Source organism: Neorhizobium populisoli, assembly GCF_019430945.1.
GTDB lineage: Bacteria > Pseudomonadota > Alphaproteobacteria > Rhizobiales > Rhizobiaceae > Neorhizobium > Neorhizobium populisoli.
The window spans coordinates 187,412-210,008 of record NZ_JAHYCB010000002.1; the positions used below are offsets into that span (position 1 = coordinate 187,412).

The following is a 22,597-nucleotide window of genomic DNA, read 5'->3' on the forward strand; positions in this document are numbered from 1 at the left end:
CCTCTGGTCAACGAGATAGCGACCGCTCCGACGTCGGCTATGCGCCCCATTTCAGTCGTAGCGGCGCGCCTTCTTGATGGCTGAAAGCGGACATCGTTAAAGATCGAACGGAATTTTCCTCACCTACCGTTCGTGCGCCTTAGTAATTTCATCCATGCCATACAGCTCAAGCATCAGCATCTGATCGATCACGTCGAGCAAACGCCCGCGCAATGCAGGGTCGTTTTCCGAAGCTGCGTATTCGGCTTTAATGAGGTCTCTTAGCTGGTGGATATCCATATCTCTTCGCTTCGCCCCTTCGCCACCAGCCTCTAGGTCGACTATGACTCTCTCCGCAGCGGCAACTACCAAGCCAGCGACATTGCATTGTGCATCTTCCAGCGCATGCAAGAAGGCAAATGTGTCGGTCTCGAATGCCTTGCTCGTCACGTATGCCTGAGCAAGTCCCATAAACGTCGCGAACCGGTCGGAAGGGATCGAGCGAAACACCCCGGACGCCTCATTTCGCACCTTCGGATCGTCATCATCAAAGTAGCGCAAAAGCTTTCTGACGGCCCGATCCCGATAGGTATCTTCCACGGCAGAGTGAGAGGCAATGTCGGCCGCAAGCCGCCTCGCATCCAGCGATGACCTTTCGAGCGAATCCGCCAGAGCGACGTAACTGGCATCGTTGTAGCTGGCTCGTGTGATGTGCCATGTCGCAACCAGCCGCATGTCCGTATTTCCAAATGTGAGCAGCGTGGAAAGCAGGCGCCTGCCGATGACGGGAACTTGATGAATGATGTACGGTAGGAGAGTGGTTGCCGGATGCGTCATCAAGGGTGACAGCCACACTGGATCGTGGGACGAGCGCGTGGCAACAGCGTTGGCCGCGACCTGGCTGGCAGCGGCCAGCATCCTCGCAGCGGTGGGTGGCACCCAGGATGGCGGGAACTGCAGATTCCCTATGGCCCTCGCGGCGAAGCCGGGCCGCTGCGCATCAGGAGAAACAAGTTCTTCCAGAAGAGTCGCACAGCGATCCTTATCCTCGTTGAACATCGGGGTGAGCGGGCGCGGCATGCAGCAACGCACGCTGATCAACGCTTCGTTAGCAATGCGGTCTTCAAACAGCGACCATGCATCGCGGCGCCGTTCCGGTACATGCCAAAGAACCGCTGAAAGCGCCTCCAGGGCCCAACCGCGAGCCCCATTGAGGCCGCGAATATGCAACTTGCCGCCTCGGTTTAGAAGATCTTCGATCGACACCATTTCCCTGTCGGCATGGTCGGTATCGACATCGACATTGTCCGACGCCTCCCCATTCGGGATGTACCAGACCAAGACATCCCAGCATGATTGCGATCTGCCCAGTTCGGGATGGCGCTCGAACAGCCGGGCTATACCATCACCATAAGGCTTGCCTTCGCGAGCATGAGCATTGAGCACCGCTGCTTGCAACGGCTCCAATGCAACGGATTCCGCTTCGGCCAGTCCCCAAAGAAGCTGCTGCACATAAGCAGGATTTGCGTCGGCGGGGATGCGCAGTTGCAGCCCGGCGAATCGCTCTGGGCTTTCTTTCGCGAGTTGCTGCAACACCTGGGCGAGCTGTCGCGCGCCGCCGGTAGCCGAGCCGTTTCCATAGTGCCGCTCTTCGTCACTGTGATGGACACGCATGGCGGACAGCCATTGCTCGTCGGTCATATGGACGGCAGTGTCTTTGGCAATCGGCGATTCAATCGCGTAGGCCTCGACATGGGAGGGCTCTACAACCTTGTCGCCCCGGAATTTTCGCCGCAGTTCATCTAACCGAGCTGCTGCCCTGGAGCTAAGCAAATCCCTCCCGATGGTTTCGAGAATGCAGAATTGCTTGTAGCCTGACCATCTCAACTGACGGACGATATTCTTGGGCTGTGTCCATATCGTCTCCCGCTCTCCAGCTTTGTGCTCCTGCGCGGCTTGGATCGCGAAATCCAATTCGGGCCAATATGCGAGGATCGTCTGTTCCACTGCGGCGCGTTCCGGATCGCCGAGATAGGGAAGCGCCGCCCTCGCCGCGTCGGCAAATGAGCGCCAATCCGCGCCCGTCCATCCCGCCTCAAAGACTATAGGATACGCCAGCAAAGGCAGCAGCTCATTCGCCAGGACCTGCGGATTCGCGGCGATAGTCTCAAGATACAGATGGGCCGCAGCCTCGTGACTTTGCGGATCGATACGGCGCAGTATCAGTCGAGCCTGCTCGGGATTGTCACTGGCCACCTTTTGCAGGGCGGCACGCACCAATTGCAGATACTGGTCGCTGCCGAAATTGTGGCCGGAGTAGGCGCGATGGCGAAAGTTGGAATCGTATTCACCCGCGCCCACCTTTAGGGCAATCCGCTGAAATGTTTTCGCTAGCGCGTCTATCGACCCATCGAGCAGCGCCAGGGGCGACTTCTTTGCCAGTTCGCCAAGTGAGTGCAGGTCGATATCCTGTATTTCGTCCCGGTCGAACGGGTTGCCATTTGGGTGTTCGTCAAACCATGCGTCGAAATAGGCCTTTAGTATCGCTGCTGCGCCGTCGCTGCTTCCTCCGGCGGTCCACGTGGCGATCAGAAGCTCGCGACGAAAATTTCCCTTCCGCTCGAACAAACCGGGCGGACGGGAGTGAACGACGCGCGTACATAGATCGATCAGCGCCTGATCCGGTCCCTGACGGCGCACATAGCCGAACCAGTCCAGGAGTTCAGCACCTTTGTTTCGATCGCCGTTCCACCATGCGTCCAGCACCTGCGCGATAGGCTGTGGCCGAGAACCGGCAATATTTGACAGCCACCAGAGAATGGCCTTTTTGCGGATTTCAACCGTGCTGCGGAGCTGGGCAGCCAGCCAGCCATTTTGATTGAGCACGTCGAACCAACCTGCCGTTCCCTGAATGGCCGTGCGGACCAGCAAGGGAAACTGTTGGGACGACACGTCGAGCTCAAGTATGAGGTCGCGTTCTTGCTCGGTAGGCGAAGAAAGAGCTGCCAGCCATTGGGCGACGGCGATCTTAATATGGAAGCGCACATCCCCCGAGGCAATGACTTGAGCGAGTTCGCGGACGTAGCGCACATAATCGCTTTGGCGCATGTGTTCGAGAATCTGACGTACCTGTGTTCGCCGGAACAAATGCTGTTCGGTCGAGGCTAGTAGATCCAGCAGGCTTTGCTGCCGCGCAGAAAATGCACGCGCGAAGACATAGTCGAAGAAGCTTTCATGGAAAAAATTCAATGTGCCCCGCGAGCGGATCACAAGATGTTCTGAGGTCAGAATCTCGACTGCTCGGGAGAATCCGTCGAGTATGGTATGAGGAGCATCTAACCGTTGCCGTGCGCTCATCCAATCGGCAAGTGACGTGAGCGGGGTCATCAGTGCCCAACTGACCTGGTCGCGGTTCTGAGCGATCAATCGCTCCTTTCGCTGCAGGAGTTTCGCGAAAAGGTCGTTGCGATTGCCGAACTGGGTATCGCCATCGATCGCTATTTCGGCGAAGACCGCCAAGTTAAGGGGAAGCCTCAAGAGCTCCTTCTGGCTAGCATCGAGGGTATCCGGACCTACGCCAAGGCTGGCGACCACTGGCGCAACGTCAGTGCTCCAGTCGAGGAGTGGTACATCGACCTGCGCCACATCGCTGGACTGCCTTAGCTGTTTGATCCGCTCGTCGCTCTCAATGTCGAAAGCGCGGCACACCAGGACGATCCGCACCGACCCGTAGTGCCGGGCCTCGTCGACCATCCCCAAGACGGCGTTTTTTGCCGCGCCGTTTCGACCTGATACCTCGCTGACGGCGTCGATCTGGTCGATGAGCAGAACCGTCCGATCGTCGGGAGACAGACCCTTTAGCACCGTAACCGGACTATCTTCACGCCCGAGAATTGTGCGTCCGAAATCCCGCGGTGATCGGCAGTCGAGATGCTGATCGATGCGAAGGGCCAGATGAAGAATGCTGGCATCGGTCAGCTTTTCGATAATGTCACGTACGACACCGGATTTGCCGGATCCCGCGACGCCGCTCAGCAAGACTACGCTTGGGCCAGCCTGGCTATCCAGCAGGGACATGACCTCGTCAGAATAGGTTCGGGCGACGACATGTCCGTGCGCGCCGAACGGCGCATAGCTGTCCAAATAGGCGTTGGTCTCGTCAGCCAGCGTTTGGCGCAAGGTCGGATCGAGCGACCATTCCTTGATCCGCAACTTGGCGACAGCGGCCATGTCCGCGCGAATGATCTCCGTCGTCAGAACTCTGTTAAGCCTCGCTTCGAGGTATCCCCTGAGCGCCGGGTACACCTCTGCTGGCTCACAATCGAACAAAAGAGAGCCGAACGTTTCGATGGCAGAGGTGATTTCGGATTCCGGCATGACACGGAAATCGCAACGGCGAAGCCAATTAAAGGACACTTCGGGCGTGACACCGACAGTCGTATGAAAGCTCTTGAATTTCTCTTGTGATCCTTTCGGCAGTGCGCCTTCGAAATCGGCAAAATCGCTGGCGTAGGAGGCTTTGCTGGCAAGGTCGAGTAGGTCCGCTGGCGGGCTTTGCGAAACGAATACGCAGCGATCCCGATCATTTGCTCGGAGCCTGTCCGCAAAGGCAGAAAGCACGCCCTCCTGCTCTAGCGCGCGGATGGTCCAATTCTGACCTGGGGCGTTGATCTTGGTCTGGTGCCAGGCGATATGGGGCCCGTAATTGACCGCAAATTCGAAGCCTTTGAATGCAGCGCTGATGCCTTCGAGACGCATGGAGCGCGCCTTGGCATTGAGAACCTCCAGTAGTTGAAGAACAGCCCATCGCGCTTCGTAGGCATTACCGAATTTATCTGCGATCCCGCCCCCGAACACCTATCCCCCCATAAGCCGTGCCATCACGGAATCGGCTGTACTACTGATTGAGGCATGCGGCCTCGTTTCCTGTCGTTTTCTATTTCTGAATTCCTTTAACTGCAATGTTGAAGAGGCAGATTTTGCTTGATCAAGCAGACCCGAACGGCAGCTTACCGCCGATCGCTTTCCAAAAACCGACAGTCAGCACACGGCCCCATTTCAGTCATTAATCGCGGGGCCCCAGCCAATTTGCCGAGCCACCTTCGAACAGGACGGATGGCCCAAGGAACTGGGGCTGGGATGGCTCAACTTATTGAGAAGACGCCACTTTTTAACGCAGGAGATAGTCGCTAATTTGGATCGAAAAATCGGCCAAAAACGACTTGCCTGGGGACCTTGGATTCTCACATGATTTCAATGGCTTAGTGGAAAGACCTTGAAATTCCCTCTGTTTTCCCATCGCGAGCGACCATGGATGCCACCTTTGTGCCCTGGCTTTGGGCATCAGTCAACCAAAGGGCCGAGCGGCAATAATTTCCGCTATCCGGACCTTGCTACAGCGAAAATGCGCTCGACAGATCTGCGTCCCATTCAAGCCGGCAGATTGCCCTGTGCCATTTCATAAGGGCAAGCGGTAGTGCCGACAATGAACGATCATGGCAAGAGCCAGAAGCCACCACCTTGATTGAGAATATTCTTAGTCATCAAGGTACCTGTAAGTGCAGCTATTACTCTAAGGACGCCCAAATCGCGGAAAGTCTGAATCCGAGCAAGGTAGGTTGACTAGGTTTACTTTGGAGTATTTGGTTTAACCAAGGAGCTTGGGAGGGGCGCAAGTGATCGATGATTTAGCGGTAGCGAAAGCTGCCTCGTTCTTCGTTGTCAAAAAGAGGATATCAGCGAAGGCCGTAGAGGCGCTTTTCGTGACGCTTCGAGCGAACTACGATGTCTCTGCTCACAATATCTTCAAACACACTCGCAAAGTCCAAGGGACCGCGCGCTGGTCCGCGATCTGTTTCACCTATCAGGCGCCGCCATCGTTCTTGGTCTCGACGACGGATGTCAGAGAAACCCTATGCGGCTATCTGCTACTTGTCGAGTATCAGAGCCACGCCGCTGTTTTTGCGTCACGTATAAGCCTGCCGACATCCTTTAAAACCGCACACTTTTCACCTGTTCCCGTGGAGCGCGTGGAGGGTGCGATCGCCAAAGGTGACGCCGTATTCCAGCGCATGCGTATGCGGAATATGTCAGTCTCGCAGTTTGCGATGCGCAACAAAACGCTGGAAGCGCCAAATCTGGCGACTGTAGTCGGACCAGCAGGCAGTCGCAGATATGCGCTGCAGACCTACACAGTTACGGTGAACGGTACGCACAGCACGGCCACGCCTAACACAGGGCGGATCGCCGTGCGGTCGGACCGAGTGGGGCTCGATGAGTTGATCGATTTCGCCGAAGATGTCCTTGATGCAGTTCGTCTTGATCCTGTAGATGTCTCTTCATTCATTAGATCCTTTGCAAGACCGGTATCGCTACCCGACGCCCTTAACTCATCCGAACCGATCACAATGGCCATCGACACGAGCGCGCTTGTTGATGCCGTGACCGGCGCGGAGGCAACGGTCCGGCTCATACATGCTGGAGACAATCCCGTCGAGCTAACCACCGCTGAATTGAACGCGCTGATCGCTCAACTTGACGTACCGCTGGACATCGTCGGTGATGCTCGCGTTCGTGAGGCACGGGTTTCAGGCACCAACATTGAATCAGCGTTGATCAGCCTGAATAAGAGTCGGATTTCCCTTAGGTCACTATCGCTATCACCAGCCGCAGATGTCGAGGTGGAAAGTCTAAGCATGCCGCTCGGTGAAGACCCGGAGCGACGATCCCTTCAACGATACCTAGATGAAACCGATGCCTTGATTGTTCTGTTCGACGATTTTCAACTTGCCTACATCAATGGTCAAGTATTCCGTGACGAGGGGATGCAGGGCGGTGGCACTGCGTTTCTACGCTACCTGCATCCGAACGATGCGCTCTCTGGCGTGACAAGCGAAAAAGGTAACTTCGCCGCCGCACAAGTTTCGTTTGAAGCTACGTCGTCTTTTGGGGCGATAGTCGATCACATTGCCGCCGCTGACGAGATCCTCATCTGTGATGACCTTGGCGACGAGTGGGCGGATTTCATCGGAATACGTGAGAACGATGGCGTTACGCAGGTGAGCTTCTACCATGCCAAGCACGGCGACCTGTCGTTGGGGGCTGGTCCCTTCCACATAGCCGTGAGCCAAGCGATCAAAAACCTGGCGAATATGTCGTTTCCCGAAGAGCGGATGGCAGCAAAGGTGTTGGGATGGGGCAATACTTATAATGCGCCGGGGCACGCGACTCAGATCCCGCGAACTATACGCTCGAACGCGCCAGACCTTCTGAATGCTGTGGCAAGGGCGAGGAACGCTCCTGAAGCGCTACGCCGCGCGACGATCGTTACTTCGTCGCTCAGCAAGCAGGCAGTGGAACAAGCGTTCGCCGAAATTCAGACCGGGCAGCCACCGCCGCCATCATTCGTTCAGCTTTACTGGCTGCTGCAGTCGTTCTTCTCAGCGTGTACTGAGGTTGGTGCGACGGGTTCGATCGTATGCCGGCCCTGACAGTCAACCGCCTAATTGTTGAATTATTACTACGCGACTTTTCGGGCCCTAGCGTTTCTTAAGTCATGCGAAAACCTTTTGATCGTCACTAAGGGACTAAATGTAATGTGTTGCATTACACATTACATTATGGCATACGCGGCTAATCATTTGAAGGGTTAGCACCATGGCCAGTGAGCCGATCCATCCGGGTCAATATGTCCGAACGACCTATCTGATCCCCCGCAAGATCAGCGTCACCGACGCGGCGAAACTAATCGGCATCAGCCGTCCTGGTGTATCGAATTTCTTGAACGGGAAGGTTTCGACCACTCCCGAGATGGCGGCGCGGATCGAGACGGCATTTGGTATGCCTGCCGCGACTCTCTTAGAGATGCAAGCCGCCTTTGATGCGCACGGGACGAAAACGAAGCCGGCACCAACAAGCGCTAAGGCATATGTGCCCCCGTTCCTGAGCTTCAAGGCCAACGATGTCACCGATTGGGTCGATCACAACATTCCAGCAAGATCTCGACTATCGGTGTTTCTGAGAACGTTGGTGAATTCCACGGGGGGCAGGCTCGAAAAGGTCGACTTCCCCGGCAACGACGATGCGGAGCGCGCCGGCTGGGACGGTTGGACGGAAGCGAAGGATGGAACGCCGTGGATCCCGGCTGGAGCCGCGGGTTGGGAGTTCGGCGTCAACGAAGACCCGAAGTCCAAGGCCGACGGCGACTTCGCCAAGAGCGTGAAGGCCTACAAGCGAAAAGCTGAGCGCGATCAGATCACGTTCGTTTTCGTCACGCCACGCAGGTGGCCGGGGAAAGCGAAATGGATCGCCGATATGAAGGCCAAAAAGCAGTGGAAGGATGTCCGGGCGTACGACGCAAGCGACCTTGAGCAATGGATGGAGCAGTCGCTTGCTGGCCAGGCATGGTTTGCCAACGAAACGGAACGCCCATCGCAAGGTGTCCGGTCACTCGACAAATGTTGGAGCGATTGGGCCAATGTCGCAAAACCTCCGTTGGACGGCAGTCTGTTCAAAACTGCGATCAGTATCGCACGGGACAAATTTAAGAGCTTTCTCGATCAGCCTGCGTCGGAGCCAATGGTTATTGCCGGCGACTCCGTGGAGGAGGCGTTGGGCTTTTTAAGTCAGTTGTTCTCCGATCCCGAGTTTACCGAGGCTCGTGATCGCGCGCTAGTGTTTGACCAGGTGGGTGTCTTACCCAAACTGGCGCAGGGGTCGAAGGACTTCGTCGCAGTCATTCATTCACGCGACGTGGAGCGCGAGCTGGGGCCATATTCCAATGCACTTCGATCGATCGTCCTTTATCCGCGCAACGCCACGAATTCAGAACCCCACGTCATCCTTGAGCCGCTTGGCTACGAGCCATTCCAGGTGGGTCTGGAGGCGATGGGGTATGACCGCGACGACATTACGAAACATGCAAATGCGTCCGGCCGTTCGTTAACGGTCCTTCGGCGCCAGCTCTCCAATGTCGAAGCCATCCGAACGCCGGAGTGGGCTGCAGACAACAAGATCGCGTCTTCTTTGGTGCCGCTGATGCTCGTCGGTGCATGGAATGCCGACAACGAGTCAGACCAGATTGCCCTAAGTTTGGTGGCAGGCGACTTACCTTACGAAGAACTGGAACGCCGCATTCTGGAACTGCTGGCACTCAATGATGCCCCGATGTGGTCCATCGGTGGCTATCGCGGGGTTATTTCAAAAATCGATGCGCTATTTGCGATCGCCAAGGTGATCACCCTGGCCGACCTTAAGCGGTACCTCGACTTGGCCAAGGTGGTATTGAGTGAGGACGATCCGGCGCTTGATCTACCTGAAAAAGAGCGTTGGGCGGCGGCGTCGCATGGAAAGCAGCGTGAGTTTTCGTCGGCGCTGCGCGAGGGTATTTCGGAGACGTTGGTGTTGCTGGCCGTTCATGGCAATCACCTCTTCAAGACGCGCCTCGGCTTCGACGGCGAAGTTGCCGCGTCAAGGCTTGTGACGGAGCTGCTGGAGCCGCTTTCGAAGCGGAAAATAGAAGCCAACGAACGTGACATGCCGTTGTATGCAGAAGCTGCTCCTGACACGTTCCTGAAGATTTTCGAGCGTGACCTGAAGACGGAACAACCGGCGTCAATATCGATCCTCAAGCCGGTCGAGGCGGGGCTGTTCGGATTCCATTGCTCGCGCGTCGGGCTGTTGTGGGCATTGGAAGGCTTGGCTTGGAACCCCGCTACACTGGCGCGCGCGGTGCTAATCCTTGGCCGACTGGCCTGCGTTGAAATCAACGACAACCATGGGAACAAGCCGATCGCGTCGTTGGAAGCAATCTTTCGCGCATGGATGCCCCAGACCGCGGCCGACCACAATCAGCGCCTGAAAGCGATCACGTTACTTTTGGAGAAGTTTCCGTCGGTCGGTTGGAAAGTCTGCGTCGACCAGTTCGGCCATTACGGCAATAGCGTAGGCGATTACAGCCACAAGCCAAAATGGCGTCCTGACGGCTACGGTTTTGGTGAGCCGTTCAAGTTCATGTCACCCATTCACGCGTTCGTTCGCGAGATGGTCGAGGTGTCGCTTTCCCGTCCGACCTATTCGGCAGATATGCTGTGCGACCTCGTCGAACGGCTGCATGGTCTTGCGGATAAGGATCAGGAGCGTGTCTGGAAGAACATTGAAGCATGGAAGGGGAGCGCGTCCGATCCGGACATTGCGAAGGTGCGCGAAAAAATTCGGGTCACCGTTTTGTCGCGCCGTGGGCGCAGGAGAGCCAAAGATGAGAATTTCGCGACTTTGACCAAGACGGCAAAGGCTGTCTACGCCACCATGGAGCCGACCGACCTAGCCAACAGGTATGAATGGCTTTTCAGCCAGTCGTGGGTCGAGGAGTCTGCCGATGAACTGGATGATGATGAGCTGGATTTCCGCAAACGCGAGGAGCGCGTCGAACAGCTTCGAGTAGCTGCCTTGACGGACGTTTTTACCCAGCAAGGTATGGATGGGATATTCGCGCTTGCGGATCAGGGGAAAGCGCAAAGTCAAATCGGATGGCATCTTATCCGCAGCGTCCTCGGCGGCGACGAGAAGCACAAGTTGATCGTGGAGGCGCTCCAGCCGGGATCGAACGGTTTATCGGCAGAGAGGAGGAACCTGATTTTCGGTGCGTTGCGCGCCATGACGATCGATGACCGGGCCGTCTTCTTTGCAACGGTCATGTCGTCGCTATCGGAGGACGACATGCTCAGGCTCTTGCTGCTATCACCTTTCAATTCGGGAACGTGGGAAATTGTCGATACGCTTTCTGAAACCGGACAGGAGGGCTACTGGCAGGCCGTAAATCCGGAGTGGATTTTCGAGCCTGAAGGGGAGAACAACAAAGCGGTCGAGCGCATGCTGAAAGCTGAAAGGCCGCGCGCTGCTTTCGCTGCGGTCCACTTTAAGCTTGAAGCAATCAGCCCGTCACTCCTCTACCGGATGCTGTCCGGCATAGCCCAGGATGGCAAGGACAAGTCGGGCGAGTATCAGCTACAGGAGTACGACATCAAAAAAGCGTTCTCGCTGCTTGATCGCAATGCCGATGTGACGCTCGAGGAAAAGGCAGGACTGGAGTTCGCGTATATCGAGGTCTTGTCCCGCGCCTTCGGTAACGAAACACAGCACATCCCGAACCTTGAGCGATACATTGAGACGCACCCGGAAATGTATGTGCAGGCGCTAGTCTGGGCCTATCGCCGGAACGACGGTCAGGAAGACCCGGAGAAATTCCGCACTCCAGAGGGGCGAAAAGACTTGGCGATGAGGGGGTATCGACTCCTTGAAGGCATCGAACGAATACCGGGTTACGACAAGATGGGCTTCCTAAAAAAGGAGAACCTAGCAAGGTGGGTGAGCGAGGTTCGCAAGCTTGCGGTTGAACTAGACCGATTGGCAGTCTGTGACATCTGCCTTGGCAAGCTATTTTCAAGCGCCCCTGCCGATGCTGACGGAAACTGGCCGTGCGAGCCTGTTCGCGATGTTATGGAAGAGCTGCAGTCCGAGGAGATATCTCGTGGGGCGCACACAGGTCTTTACAACGCACGCGGCGTTCATTGGCGCGGCGAAGGTGGCGGTCAAGAACGCGAGCTGGCGGAGAAATACAGTAAATGGGCCGAGGCAATCCAGTTCAGCCACCCTTTCGTGTCGTCAACATTGCTGATGGGCATGGTGAACACCTACCAGCAGGAAGCTGACCGGGAAGACAATGAAGCGGGTATCCGTCGACGTCTGCGTCACTGACTGATATACTAGCTGACCTTGCCAGACACCCATCATAATTGGGCGGACCTGAGGTCTGCGAAAGGCCGCTACCGCTCTCACTTCATGAGGGGTATGGCCGCCTATGGCTTGCTTCAGACAAGACGCAGGTGTTCACGGACAAATCCGAGACTTCCTTTACTGCACCGCCCCTTGAATATACGTTTCACGTTGAGGGTCTGGGGGCAGGAACTCATATCAATGGTCAGGGAAAGTCCGCGAGCACATCACATGGCCGACAATGACCGGATGCCTGCTGAGGCTGCAAGCGATACCGTCCGCGCCGAAATTCTTGCTCATGCTGCCAACGGCTCGTTGCTGCATGCGATCTTCTACGATTATGGACGGCGCTGTCTCGATGACAGTGATCCGACGATCGAGACGCTCAGCGATCTTCATAATAGCGGCGAGATCGATCTTCTTGGCCTGGTGACCCGCGACTCCATCCAGGCGTTTCAGGGCCAGATCTTCTGGCGCGGCCAGCACGTCTACCGCGCATTGATCAGCCGTCTTCAAGCACCCGCCGAAACGCTTCTGAATGTTGTCCAGACTCTCATTGAAGCCGCGGGGCAGGACATGGCCGCCGGCATGCCGGTCGAGGAATTCTCGAAATGGTGTGGATCAGAACGGTCGCGGCCGACTGAACTGCTGGGCCTTATTGATCGCAAGGTTCCGCACGCAGATCGCTTTCTGACCATTGCGATCAAGCAAGGCGTAGCTGTTAACCGGCCCTATTTCCTCGATCGGGCCTATGGATTTCTCACGAGCGGGAGCGAGACCGAGAAGCAGGCCGCGATCAATGCGCTTGGCCAGATCGCATGCCAAAATGATAGAGAGTGGAATCGCCTTATTGCGGCGTTTTCGGACCTTGTGAGTGCCGACGACGCAATTCGTTCGCCGTTGATCACTGCCGTGGCGCGGCTTTTGAAGGACGCTCCACCTGGTCGACGGAACGAATTGACCGGACTGACGGTCGCAGCGATGGAGCAGTATGGCGACTATTCGCTTGATACGGCGGCGCGCACGCTTGCCTTCGATCTCGAACATCTGCCGGAAGAGTTGATCGATGTCCTGCTCGAGGCCTTGCTGGCCATCAATGCTTCTAACAAAGGGACGGTCGAGATGCTTGATCTGGCCCTGACGAAGCTGGTGCAGAAAGGTAACGCCGACCGCGCTCGTCGCTATCTCGACCACGTCCTGCGCCGCGAGGAGGACCGGATCGAATTCGAGCAGCTCGATTCACTCAGCTACACGCTGCGCGACGCCGGCGAGCAGGTTTTGGACGACTGGGTTGTCGCTTGGCTGCTGGATGGAGATTATGAACTCTGCCGCGCGATGAACGACGCGCTGTTCGGTGCCGGGTCAGACGAATTCATCTTCCGGATCGACTTTGCGCGGTTTTCGCTCACGGATGCTGATTATGCTTATTTGGCACGCAAGGCGATCGCCACCTTCTTCCTGAAACAGAGCATCATGACGTCGCTGCTCGTGTCGCTGTTGCGCACTGCGCCGGTCGAAGCCACAGAGGAGATCGTCGATCTGCTCGTCGATCCCATTCTCATCAACTATGCTAAAATCACGGACGACTATCTCAAGCCGATTTCGGAAGATGGCAGCGATCCGGCGCAAGCGGCCGTGCAGCGGGCGCTCGAGGGGCAGCAGGCCTATCTCGAAGGCCTTAGCTCGATAGGGAAGGTGCCGGAACTCCATCCATCAGAGCGCGAACGACAGCTAGAATGGCAGCGGCATTCGGATAGCATGGCCGAAGCCTGGCAGGCGGCCAAGAAGAAATCGATCTTCGCCCAGATCGCGACGGAATCACTCATACTGTACGGAACCCGCTCGGTATCTTGGTTCGGGGACCATACGGACGAGCGGCGGCGGATCGAAACCGCCATGAAGAGCATCAGCCATTCCTTCGAGATGCCACGGGTCGAAATCGTCGATCCGATGGGACTGCAGATGATGCTGCTTCGCTTCCGAGGGGAAGTCCGCCCGCAATGAAGCTGATTTTCCGCCAGTACCTTGCATCGTTACGCGAACGCCGTGAACTAGACGCGGTGCTACCCGACCTGCTGAGCGAGCTAGGCTATACGGTGATTTCGCGGCCTTCGATCGGCACGCGGCAGTATGGTGTTGACGTCGCAGCCCTCAGCCCGCCGGACAGCGGAGGCAAGCGCAAACTTTACTTGTTTTCGCTGAAGCAAGGGGATCTAACTCGGGCCGACTGGGACGGCACTCCGCAGGCGCTACGCAGCTCGATTAACGAGATTATCGACGTCTATATTCCGACGCGTGTTGCCAACACCTATCGCAAGTATGATGTGGTAATCTGCCTCTGCTTTGGCGGTGATGTGCAGGAAGCGGTCCGCGACAATATGACGAATTTCACCAATGGGCTGACGCGCAAGGGTCTGTCCTTCGATGAGTGGAACGGTGACTACCTGGCTGGCCTCCTCGTCGACGGCGTGCTGCGCGAGCAACTCGTCCGCCCGGAGCTGCGTACGCATTTCCAGAAAGCAGTCGCGATGGTCGACGAGCCAGAGGTGGCATTTACTCATTTCGCCGCACTCATCCGCGGCATCTGCGCGACCATCGGAACGACCTCCAAGCAGCGCACCACGATTTTGCGCCAGCTCTCGATCTGTCTATGGGTTTTCTTCGTCTGGGCGCGCGACACGCGAAACATCGAAGCACCTTACCGGGCAAGCGAGCGTGCGCTTCTGCATGCCTGGCAGCTCGTCCATGAAGATATCGCCCAGACGGGCAAGGCAAGCGATGAGGTCGGGATCGCCTATGCTGACCTGGCCGATCTGCATTTCACGATCTGGGATGCTTTGATCGGCGAGAAGATTCTGCCGTTCGTTGATAAGCAACATGCTATATCGGTTGCCGTCAATTCGGCGGCGTCCGGCGACGTCAATCTAAAGCTGTTTGAGAACCTGGGCCGAGTGGCTATGCGAGGCCTCTGGCACCTCTGGTCCAAGTCGGGGGCGGCGCTTCTGCCTGAGGTCCGTTCGGACTGGGAGTTGCCGGAAGCCACCGAGCTGGCCCAGCAGACTGTTCTGCTGATCCGCAACAATCCCATCCTCCTAAGCCCGATCACAGATGAGCAGGTCGTTGATGTGGGCGTGACTCTGCTTTTTCTGTCGATGCTGGAACAATGGAACCAGGCGGCATGCAACTACGCGGAGGCGGTGATAGAGCGGATCACCTTGGCTTATCGGACACACAATCGATATCCTACAATCCACAGCGACTATCGCACTATCATCGGTCATCCGCACGAGCGTACCGACGAATTTAGGCAAGCGCAGACCAAAGGGAGCACCCTAATCCCGCTCCTCGCTCTTTGGGCTGCGTCTCTTGGCGGCGCGAGGAGCGCGGCGCATCTGGCGCAATTTACGACGAAATTCATGAGCCATTGTAACGCTCAGTTCTGGATCGCGGATGCGGATACAGAGGATCGCATTTATGTCGGCGACACGCAGCACGGTGCTTCGCTCGGCGGGCTGCCGATCACAGAGGACGGCGCCGAGCTGATGCGCATTCTTGAAGCCGAGTGTTCGCCGTCCGAGCCCTTCCTCCAGCTTTCTGCTATTCGGCTTGGTCATTGGCCGATCCTTGCGCTGGCATGCCGTCACTATCGCCTGCCATTGCCGCCTGACCTATGGATGGGGCTCATGAAGCAATTGCGCGCAAACAACGGATTGATAGAAACGGTGCCCGCCCAAAGGACGAAAAGGAAACGTCAGCCACGGGCGCAGCCATCTCGCCGGAAATAATTTCCGCCACGTCACCCCTTGAACACCTTCTCGCGGTGGTACTGCAGAAACTGCGAATGCGGCCGATCGTCCGCGCGAGCCGGCACAAGCAGGCGTCGCTCCGGATTGATGAGCCGCGTGATGGTATCAGGAACGGCGCCACCCGCAATCAAAAGGGTGTAGTCGTCATCGACGGAGATCAGGCCGCGATCGAACATCCAGTGCACGGTTCCGGACAACGCGAGGCCGTTACGAACACTATCCGGCCCGCAATCTGCGACCGGACGAATATGGGCGGCCTGCACTTCCGAGCGCCCGCCGCCATTGATCAGCTTCAGGCCGGTGACGGAGCAGGTATCTTGGTAGGCTGACTTGATCGCCACGGAAAACGCCCGGTCCCGGAAGGGACGCTGCAGGACTTGGGACACGATCCGTCGGTCGATGCTGTCGATCTCGAAGGGCATCTGTGGATTGTCGCAAAAGCCGAGGCGCGCCTCCTCAGCCGGATCAGGCGCAGGGCGTTCCCGATCCCGCTTGCCCAGTACATGTGCGAAACCAGCGGCGAGGATCAGGTCATATTCTTCATCTGAGATGTTGCGAACAGCGCGCCCGAAGGCGCCCTTGTTCGTAGAGCCGTCCTCCTTGCGCAGGCCGTCCTCATAATAGTGGTCCCCGTCCTTGAAGGGTACGGCATGATTGAAGGGAAGGAAGTCGTCAATCAGCGCATAGAAGTGGTCGGCCTTCGACGAATCTCCGATGATGTTGGTGATCCTGGCTGTCGCGAAATATGCCTGCTTGCCGCCCGTTTTCATCAGATGGCCGCTCGGCCGTCGTGGCTCGTAGTAGACGATCCAGTCTCCCCGCGCAGCCTCGATCTGACGCAGATAGGTGCGCGGGAAGTGGTAGCGCTGCTCCGGAAGATCGTCGTAGGTCGGATTGACTTTTGTCGTCAGGACCGCTTTTGACATCGTGGTACCTCTATGAACTGTCTAGGTGTTACCAGTTCGGCGGGTCTGCGAAAACATGCACGGGCGCGCAAGGTAGCGCGCCCTGTGGTTGTGTTTTTTTACTTTGGCCGATTCGAAGTAAGAAAAATTTTTATGCGCCAAAAATGAAATAAAACAAGTATAATATCACGAAATATTTTCAAATCGCGAAGTAAAAACTGGATATGCAACTTTTGGTGCGCCTTGAGTTACTTGCGAATTCAAGGGATAATTTACATATCAATTGCGCAGGTGCAGTTGATGCTTTTGCAACACGCAAGGATCTTTGACATGACGAAGAAAACGAACGAAGCGGCATCCGGCCGCTTTGACTACGACGCGCTCAACATCGGCGCGCAGAGCAAGAGAGCGTTGGAAACGACAGCCTCCAACATTCAGGCTTTGGGACGCCGCTCCACGGAGCAGGCGTTCGAGCTGGGCGACCTGCTGGAGCAGGCGTCCACACTCGTTGAGCCGGGTACTTTCGAGAAATGGGTATCGCAGCGATGCGACATCTCCTCGAAGACCGCGCGCAACTATCGGGCTGTTGCTCGCAATCTCGCTCCGTACCGTACGCGTGCGGTCGAGCTGGCCGTCAGCCCCACGGTTCTTTTTCATCTGGCGTCCGCGCCGGACGAAAAAGTTGAGGCTGCCCTGGCCTTTGCAAAGGAGAACGACGGCATTCGCGTCAGTGAGGTGAAAGCTCTGCTGACGGACGGTTCCGAAGCAGTCTCCGAAGAGGTCACCGCAACGGAGCTTCCCGACGTCGGCGGTCTGTCCGGGCTGCGGGCGCTGATCGACCTCAAGACGAAAAGCGGTCTTGCCGCTTTCGTTGAGAATGCGGCAATACTTGCCACGACTGTCGAGGACATTCTCGAACGCAAACCTCGGGGCAAGCGTCTTCAGAAGAAAGCACTCGTTCCAGTGCTTGAGCCCTTGGGCCGACTTGCCAAGCGCAGCCTGGGCAACGTCCTACTTCTCGATGCGCCAGGCGACATCGACGTCCGTAAGCTCTCCGCGACTGAGCTTGCCCCCGGAAGCCGCTGGCACAGAGTGTTCGAGACGCTCGATGACGTGGGCGATCGCGAAGCTTGGCCTGAGGCCAAGGAACTCGAACTGTGGCTAAGCCAGGAGCTGCTGCCGCTCCTCGATTGGGCAACCTCGAGAGCGAAGCAGCCTGAGTGGCCGCTCGAGGCCGCTGTTGCCTCGAACTCACCCGACCAGGTCATGCGCCGTGGGTTGGAGGCGCTGGGTGGCGTCGTGCGGGTTGACGCGCCGAGGCTCGATGCGTCCGAGGACGAGGATGAAACGCTCGAGGACTACGTACCGCCGGCGATGTTCACCCGGAGGGGTGGAGCATCTGAGACCGCCGGTTCCAACGTCCTTTCTTTCGGTTCGACCGAAGGGCTGCCTGGACTAAGGAAGCCAAAGGCGCTCACGCGCAAACCCGCCGAGGCGTCGGCGGACTGAACATAAGAAAGGGGCTTTCGAGCCCCTTTCTTGATTCCGGCTATTCGCGTGCGGATGTGCTCATGGCAAACTCACCGCGATTTACTGCTCGTTCGTTCACCATCGTGCGGGATTCGAATTCGGACGTGAGCCCGCCGTTAACCGCGTTCAGGATCTGTTCTCATTCTTCGCTTCCAGGGTGCTTGAGATCCGGTCCGGGTCCTGTCAGGACTGGGTGGCTCCACGAGATGGAGCAAGCGGCCCAAGCCGGTGCTGGAACACCGACAAGGGCCTGACCCTCAAGCCTTGTTGAAGAAGGAATCGGGCTGTGACTATTCATACTGCCAAGACCCCAGCCGGGGAAGTTCTGCGCGCCGCGTCAGCGGCATCCTCCAGCATGTCTTTTGCCGCCGGCTCGGCGTCGCGCCGCCACTTCGGCGAGCGCTTCGCTCTCCAGGCTGAACCGCCGGCGCTGCGCCGCCACCCGCATCTGGTGCGTTATCCGGACGTCGAGGCCGACTTCGACGTGCTGATCGACAGAGCCATCGCCGTGATCGCTGATGGGGAGCCGGTCGAGGACGAAATCCTCGGCCACTACGTCAATGTCGCCTCGCTCGTGCGCGCCGTGTCCTTCCGCGAGGGAAAGCTGCTGGAGCAGGCCGTTGAGCGGCTAGCCAAGGCTAATCCGAATATCCTCGTGCTGATGCAGTCGATCAAGCTGCCGCTGGTAAAGGCGGCCATTGAAGCGGTTGCCGGCAATCACTGGCGCCAGCTTGAAGGCGTCCGGCTTGACTGCGAGGCGCCGGCCAAAGGCAGCTACACGCCGGACCTGATCATCGTGAACCGCGCCAAGCGCGCCGCCTTCGTGTTGGACCTGAAGCGCTCGCTCGCGTCCTACGGCGACACCAGCCGGCTCGAAGAGCTGAAGCTCAAGATGCTGGCATCGGCCATGGTGCTGCCGGACTGGCTCTACAAAACGCAGAAGCGGCTAATGGTCGAGACGGTCGGTGTCGCGATCATCGATGGCGCCAGCCGTCCGAGCGATCATACGGCGGGTGTCTGGGCGCTCTCGGAGATCGACGATCTTCTGGAGATCGATGGCGCCGCGGCTTGCATGGCGGAACTGCGCCTACGCTTCGGGCGCCGCGTGCAGCAGCTTCTCGAGGCTGAGGCTCGCCTTGCGCTTGGTCTACCGGAGACGCCAATGTTGACGGCCACCCCACCGCTCGCCGCCGCTGCCTTCACGACGTCGCTCCATGCGCGCCGGTTTGGGACGCTGCGGGCGATCCCACGCGTGATGGTCTGCGAGGACGTCACCGGCGACACCGAGGATCACGGAGCCGGATGCCGTTGCGGCGACTGCGAAGGATCGAGCTTCGATGATGACGACGATGGTCGCGATGATCCGGAAGCGCTGACGGACGACAGCGTCTCCTGGCCGCCGGAGCACATCCGCATTGGCTTTGCGCGGCGCCTGCTCGACGCCTGAGGCGACCCCACCGTTGCTGGGATGAGGCCATAGCTGCGGCGCGTGACGCCGCGGCAGCCTCTCCCGTTCCCATCATCCTCTGAAAACGCCGTCCACGAAGCCGGACCGGCGAGGAGATCCTGCATGCCCGCAGACATCATGTCCACCCAAGCACCATCGACATTTGCCCGCCTCAAGCCGGGCGGCTCGAGAGCTTCCAAGCCCAATCAGCCTCTTGTGGCTCCTCGTCCGCAGGACGACCCGGCTCTGATCATCGGCCTCGCTCTTGCGTTTGCTCGGCAAGGGTCATCGAACATGCGCGAGATTCCCTCCATGGTACTGGAACCACTCCGCCGCCTGGCAGAATCCGGCGATCCCGCCTGCCGGCTGGTTCTCGACTGCCTCAGCAGGAGGGCAGGCGCCAATGATAGGACGTTCGCTCGTCAAGTCGTGCCGACGGAAATTGTTTCCGTTCACCCAGCCATGAGGGAGGATCGTTGATGGATCGGTTTTCTTCCTACCTGCTACGGCGCTTGGCCCATGTTGAGCGGCGGGCCGTCCGTCGGCTCGCGGTCCGCAACGGCCTGCTGACGCTGAGCACTGCCATCGTCGACGGTCATGTCGTCAGCCGCTTCAGTCCCGCCTTCGATCTCTCGTATCTCACGGGGGATGCCGAGCAGGACCGGCGTTGGGTACGAGATCATCTTGCCGGCTTTCTGATCGAGGCGCCGCAGGACGGAAACGGTCGTCCCGTTCTCGTCCCGGCCCTGCCGGGGTGGCCAGATCACCTCAGACGGCATCCGGCAAAGATCAAGGCTGCTGACACGGCTGCACATGCCTACGCGGTTCGAGTCGCTGGGGAAGCAGGGTATAATCCGAGCATCAAGCATATGGCTACCCTGCTGCTGCTTGCCGCGGCACTGGAGCAATCGGGCGTCACGCTGCGCGATCTGGTCGAGATCCTGCGCCAGCCCGCACCCGTCTTCTCCGTAGCGGTCCTCGCCGATGGCTTTGAGCGGGCCTTGTCGCAGCTCATCGAAGACACCGGCATCGTGCCGCACGGACCTTACACCGGCGTGGCGGCGGATTTTGCTTTCACCGACGATCTCTGGAGGTGGGTGGATAGCGAGACCAAACGCGTCTTCTTGCAGGTCGCGGCCGGAGAGACCAACCGTCCGAGCCGAGCGGCCCTGCGCGAGCAATTGCTGCGGGCTTTGGCGGATGGCACACCGGTGCTCGCCGCGTCGGAGACAAACACTGGCATTCCCGGTCAGGTCGATCTGACCTGCGACGTCCGATTGACGGGTGCGGGGATCGACCGTCTGCTGATCGCCGACCTGCTCGAAGCCATCTATGGCCGCGAGGCGGTCATGCGCCACGACAGATCCATCGCGGGGATCGATGCGGAGGGGCTGACGCTCGACGATCTCGCCATCGCCATCCGCCCAGGACGCCCAATCCTCTCCAGCCTTGATGCGCTTGCCGGACTGGCGGCGCTTAATCGCGGGGACAAGGAAGATGACAAGAACGGAGACAAGGCTGATGCCTCGCGGCGGCTGATCACGCAGAGCCCAAGCGAGCGAAGAGAGCAGACGTCGCGGGATGGCGGCAACACCGACGATCGCGCGGCATCGACGTCGACCGCCTCGTCCAAGGGCAAGGCAAAATCGAAAAGCAAGCCAACCGGCGCCGAGGTGATCCAGCCGGAGCCCTTCGATGCGGCATCGAGGCCGGCTGTGCCGCCCGTGCTGCGCGTTGAGACGCTGACGGGCTATGGTGCAGCAAAAGATTGGGCGCTTGGCCTGAAAGTCGATCTCGCGGATTATCTGACGGGAGGCCTCGCCTGGTCGCACATGAGCACGAAGCTGCTTCTCTCCGGACCGCCGGGGACTGGCAAGACTACTTTTGCACGGGCGCTTTGCAACACGCTGCAGGTTCCACTGGTCGTCACCTCTGTCTCGACCTGGCTACAGGGCGAGTATCTGCATGATGTGCTGGACCGCATGGCAAACACGTTCGCGGAAGCCCGACGTCAGGCGCCGTCCATCCTGTTCATCGACGAGATCGACGGCATCGGTCAGCGTGCCTCGGCGTCGCGACCCTACGCCGACTACTGGAACGCCTGCGTCAACAAGCTGTTGGAGCTTCTCGACGGCGCGCTGAAAACCGACGGCGTCATCGTCGTTGGCGCCACGAACCGGCCGACCGAAATCGACGAGGCGATCCGCCGCTCGGGACGACTGGAAACACATATCGAAATCCCGCGACCGGATATTCCGACGCTCGCTGGCATTCTCGCCCATCATCTTGGCAGCGACCTCGATGCCGTCACCGTGTCGGACACCCAGATCGGAGGTCAGCCATGACGGGAAACACCAAAGTTGGCGGCTCGATGGACGAGATCGAGGTCATCCTGGAGGATGACGGCGAGCGCGACATCGACACGCCAGAGACGGCCGAGGATGATAACCCAGTGCCGCAGGCGTTGCGACGTCTGGCAACCCGAGCAATGGGCCTGACTGGCGCCGACATTGAACGGATCGTCCGCGAAGCCCGATTGAGAGCTCGTCGAGAAAAGCGCCGCCTCACCTATGCAGACATCGAAGCGGTCATTCGCGGTCACCGCCCGCCGGTCCCGTATGATGTCCGATGGCGCTTCGCCATCCACGAGTCCGGTCATGCGGTGGTGCATCACGCTCTGCGTCTCGGGTCGATCAGGGGGCTGACAATCGACGCCAAGGACGGCGGCCACAATCTGCTGACCTTTGCGACCAACGCACCTGATACCGAAGCTTGGTATGAGCGGCTGCTGGCAATGCTGATGGCTGGCCGCGCGGCTGAACTCATCGTGCTCAAGACCGTCTCCGGAGGCTCCGGCGGCGCCGAAGAGAGCGACCTTGCACGCGCGACCCGCATTGCTGTCGATATGGAGCAGGCGCTGGGATTTGGTGGCAGTCATCCGCTGCTCTATCTCGAGCACCAGAATCCCACCGCGATTCTCAGTCGCGACGCCGAGCTGGCAGAGCGCGTGCATCGCCGACTCGAGTTCGCGCAGGCACGGGCGACGGAGGTCATCATCGAGAACCGGCGGGCCTTCGACCGATTGGTGCGCGCGCTCTTCGACGCCCAGGCGCTCGATGGTCAGGCGGTCATGGACATCCTGGTCGCTGACTCGTAAA

11 protein-coding genes are annotated in these 22,597 nt (G+C 58.5%); 9 read left to right on the forward strand and 2 right to left on the reverse strand.

What is annotated here, in order from left to right:
* Positions 1 to 123 precede the first annotated feature (123 nt).
* Positions 124 to 4,836, reverse strand: coding sequence for an NACHT domain-containing protein (locus tag KX729_RS05160; RefSeq protein WP_219741373.1), 4,713 nt, complete (start codon positions 4,834 to 4,836; stop codon positions 124 to 126).
* Between the two features lie 818 nt (positions 4,837 to 5,654).
* Here KX729_RS05160 and KX729_RS05165 point away from each other — a divergent pair.
* The 4 genes from KX729_RS05165 (at position 5,655) to KX729_RS05180 (ending at position 15,536) form a co-directional block, all read left to right on the forward strand.
* Positions 5,655 to 7,469, forward strand: a complete 1,815-nt coding sequence (locus KX729_RS05165; protein ID WP_219741374.1) for a hypothetical protein — start codon at positions 5,655 to 5,657, stop codon at positions 7,467 to 7,469.
* Positions 7,470 to 7,635: 166 nt separating this feature from the next.
* Positions 7,636 to 11,733, forward strand: a complete 4,098-nt coding sequence (locus KX729_RS05170; RefSeq protein WP_219741375.1) for a HigA family addiction module antitoxin — start codon at positions 7,636 to 7,638, stop codon at positions 11,731 to 11,733.
* Between the two features lie 249 nt (positions 11,734 to 11,982).
* A complete protein-coding gene (locus tag KX729_RS05175; protein WP_219741376.1) occupies positions 11,983 to 13,755 on the forward strand; it encodes a hypothetical protein in 1,773 nt (590 codons plus the stop codon).
* Positions 13,752 to 15,536, forward strand: a complete 1,785-nt coding sequence (locus KX729_RS05180) for a hypothetical protein (protein WP_219741377.1) — start codon at positions 13,752 to 13,754, stop codon at positions 15,534 to 15,536. Before KX729_RS05175 ends, KX729_RS05180 begins: the two co-directional genes overlap by 4 nt.
* Positions 15,537 to 15,547: 11 nt before the next feature.
* Here KX729_RS05180 and KX729_RS05185 read toward each other — a convergent pair whose 3' ends face one another.
* Complete coding sequence (locus tag KX729_RS05185) at positions 15,548 to 16,483, reverse strand: HNH endonuclease (protein ID WP_219741378.1); 936 nt, start codon at positions 16,481 to 16,483, stop codon at positions 15,548 to 15,550.
* Between the two features lie 309 nt (positions 16,484 to 16,792).
* Here KX729_RS05185 and KX729_RS05190 point away from each other — a divergent pair, with 309 nt between their 5' ends.
* The 5 genes from KX729_RS05190 to KX729_RS05210 all read left to right on the forward strand — a co-directional run bounded on the left by KX729_RS05190 (position 16,793) and on the right by KX729_RS05210 (position 22,596).
* Positions 16,793 to 17,971, forward strand: coding sequence for a hypothetical protein (locus KX729_RS05190; RefSeq protein WP_219741379.1), 1,179 nt, complete (start codon positions 16,793 to 16,795; stop codon positions 17,969 to 17,971).
* 307 nt (positions 17,972 to 18,278) lie between these two features.
* Positions 18,279 to 19,439 carry a hypothetical protein gene (locus KX729_RS05195; protein ID WP_312990547.1) on the forward strand — a complete coding sequence of 387 codons (1,161 nt, stop codon included), beginning with the start codon at positions 18,279 to 18,281 and terminating at the stop codon, positions 19,437 to 19,439.
* Between the two features lie 123 nt (positions 19,440 to 19,562).
* Positions 19,563 to 19,919, forward strand: a complete 357-nt coding sequence (locus KX729_RS05200; RefSeq protein WP_219741380.1) for a hypothetical protein — start codon at positions 19,563 to 19,565, stop codon at positions 19,917 to 19,919.
* The gene (locus KX729_RS05205) at positions 19,919 to 21,784 is read left to right on the forward strand and encodes an ATP-binding protein (protein WP_219741381.1); all 1,866 of its coding nucleotides are present in this window, start codon (positions 19,919 to 19,921) and stop codon (positions 21,782 to 21,784) included. The genes KX729_RS05200 and KX729_RS05205 overlap by 1 nt, the downstream gene beginning before the upstream one ends.
* Positions 21,781 to 22,596, forward strand: coding sequence for an ATP-dependent metallopeptidase FtsH/Yme1/Tma family protein (locus tag KX729_RS05210; RefSeq protein WP_219741382.1), 816 nt, complete (start codon positions 21,781 to 21,783; stop codon positions 22,594 to 22,596). The genes KX729_RS05205 and KX729_RS05210 overlap by 4 nt, the downstream gene beginning before the upstream one ends.
* Position 22,597: the final 1 nt, after the last annotated feature.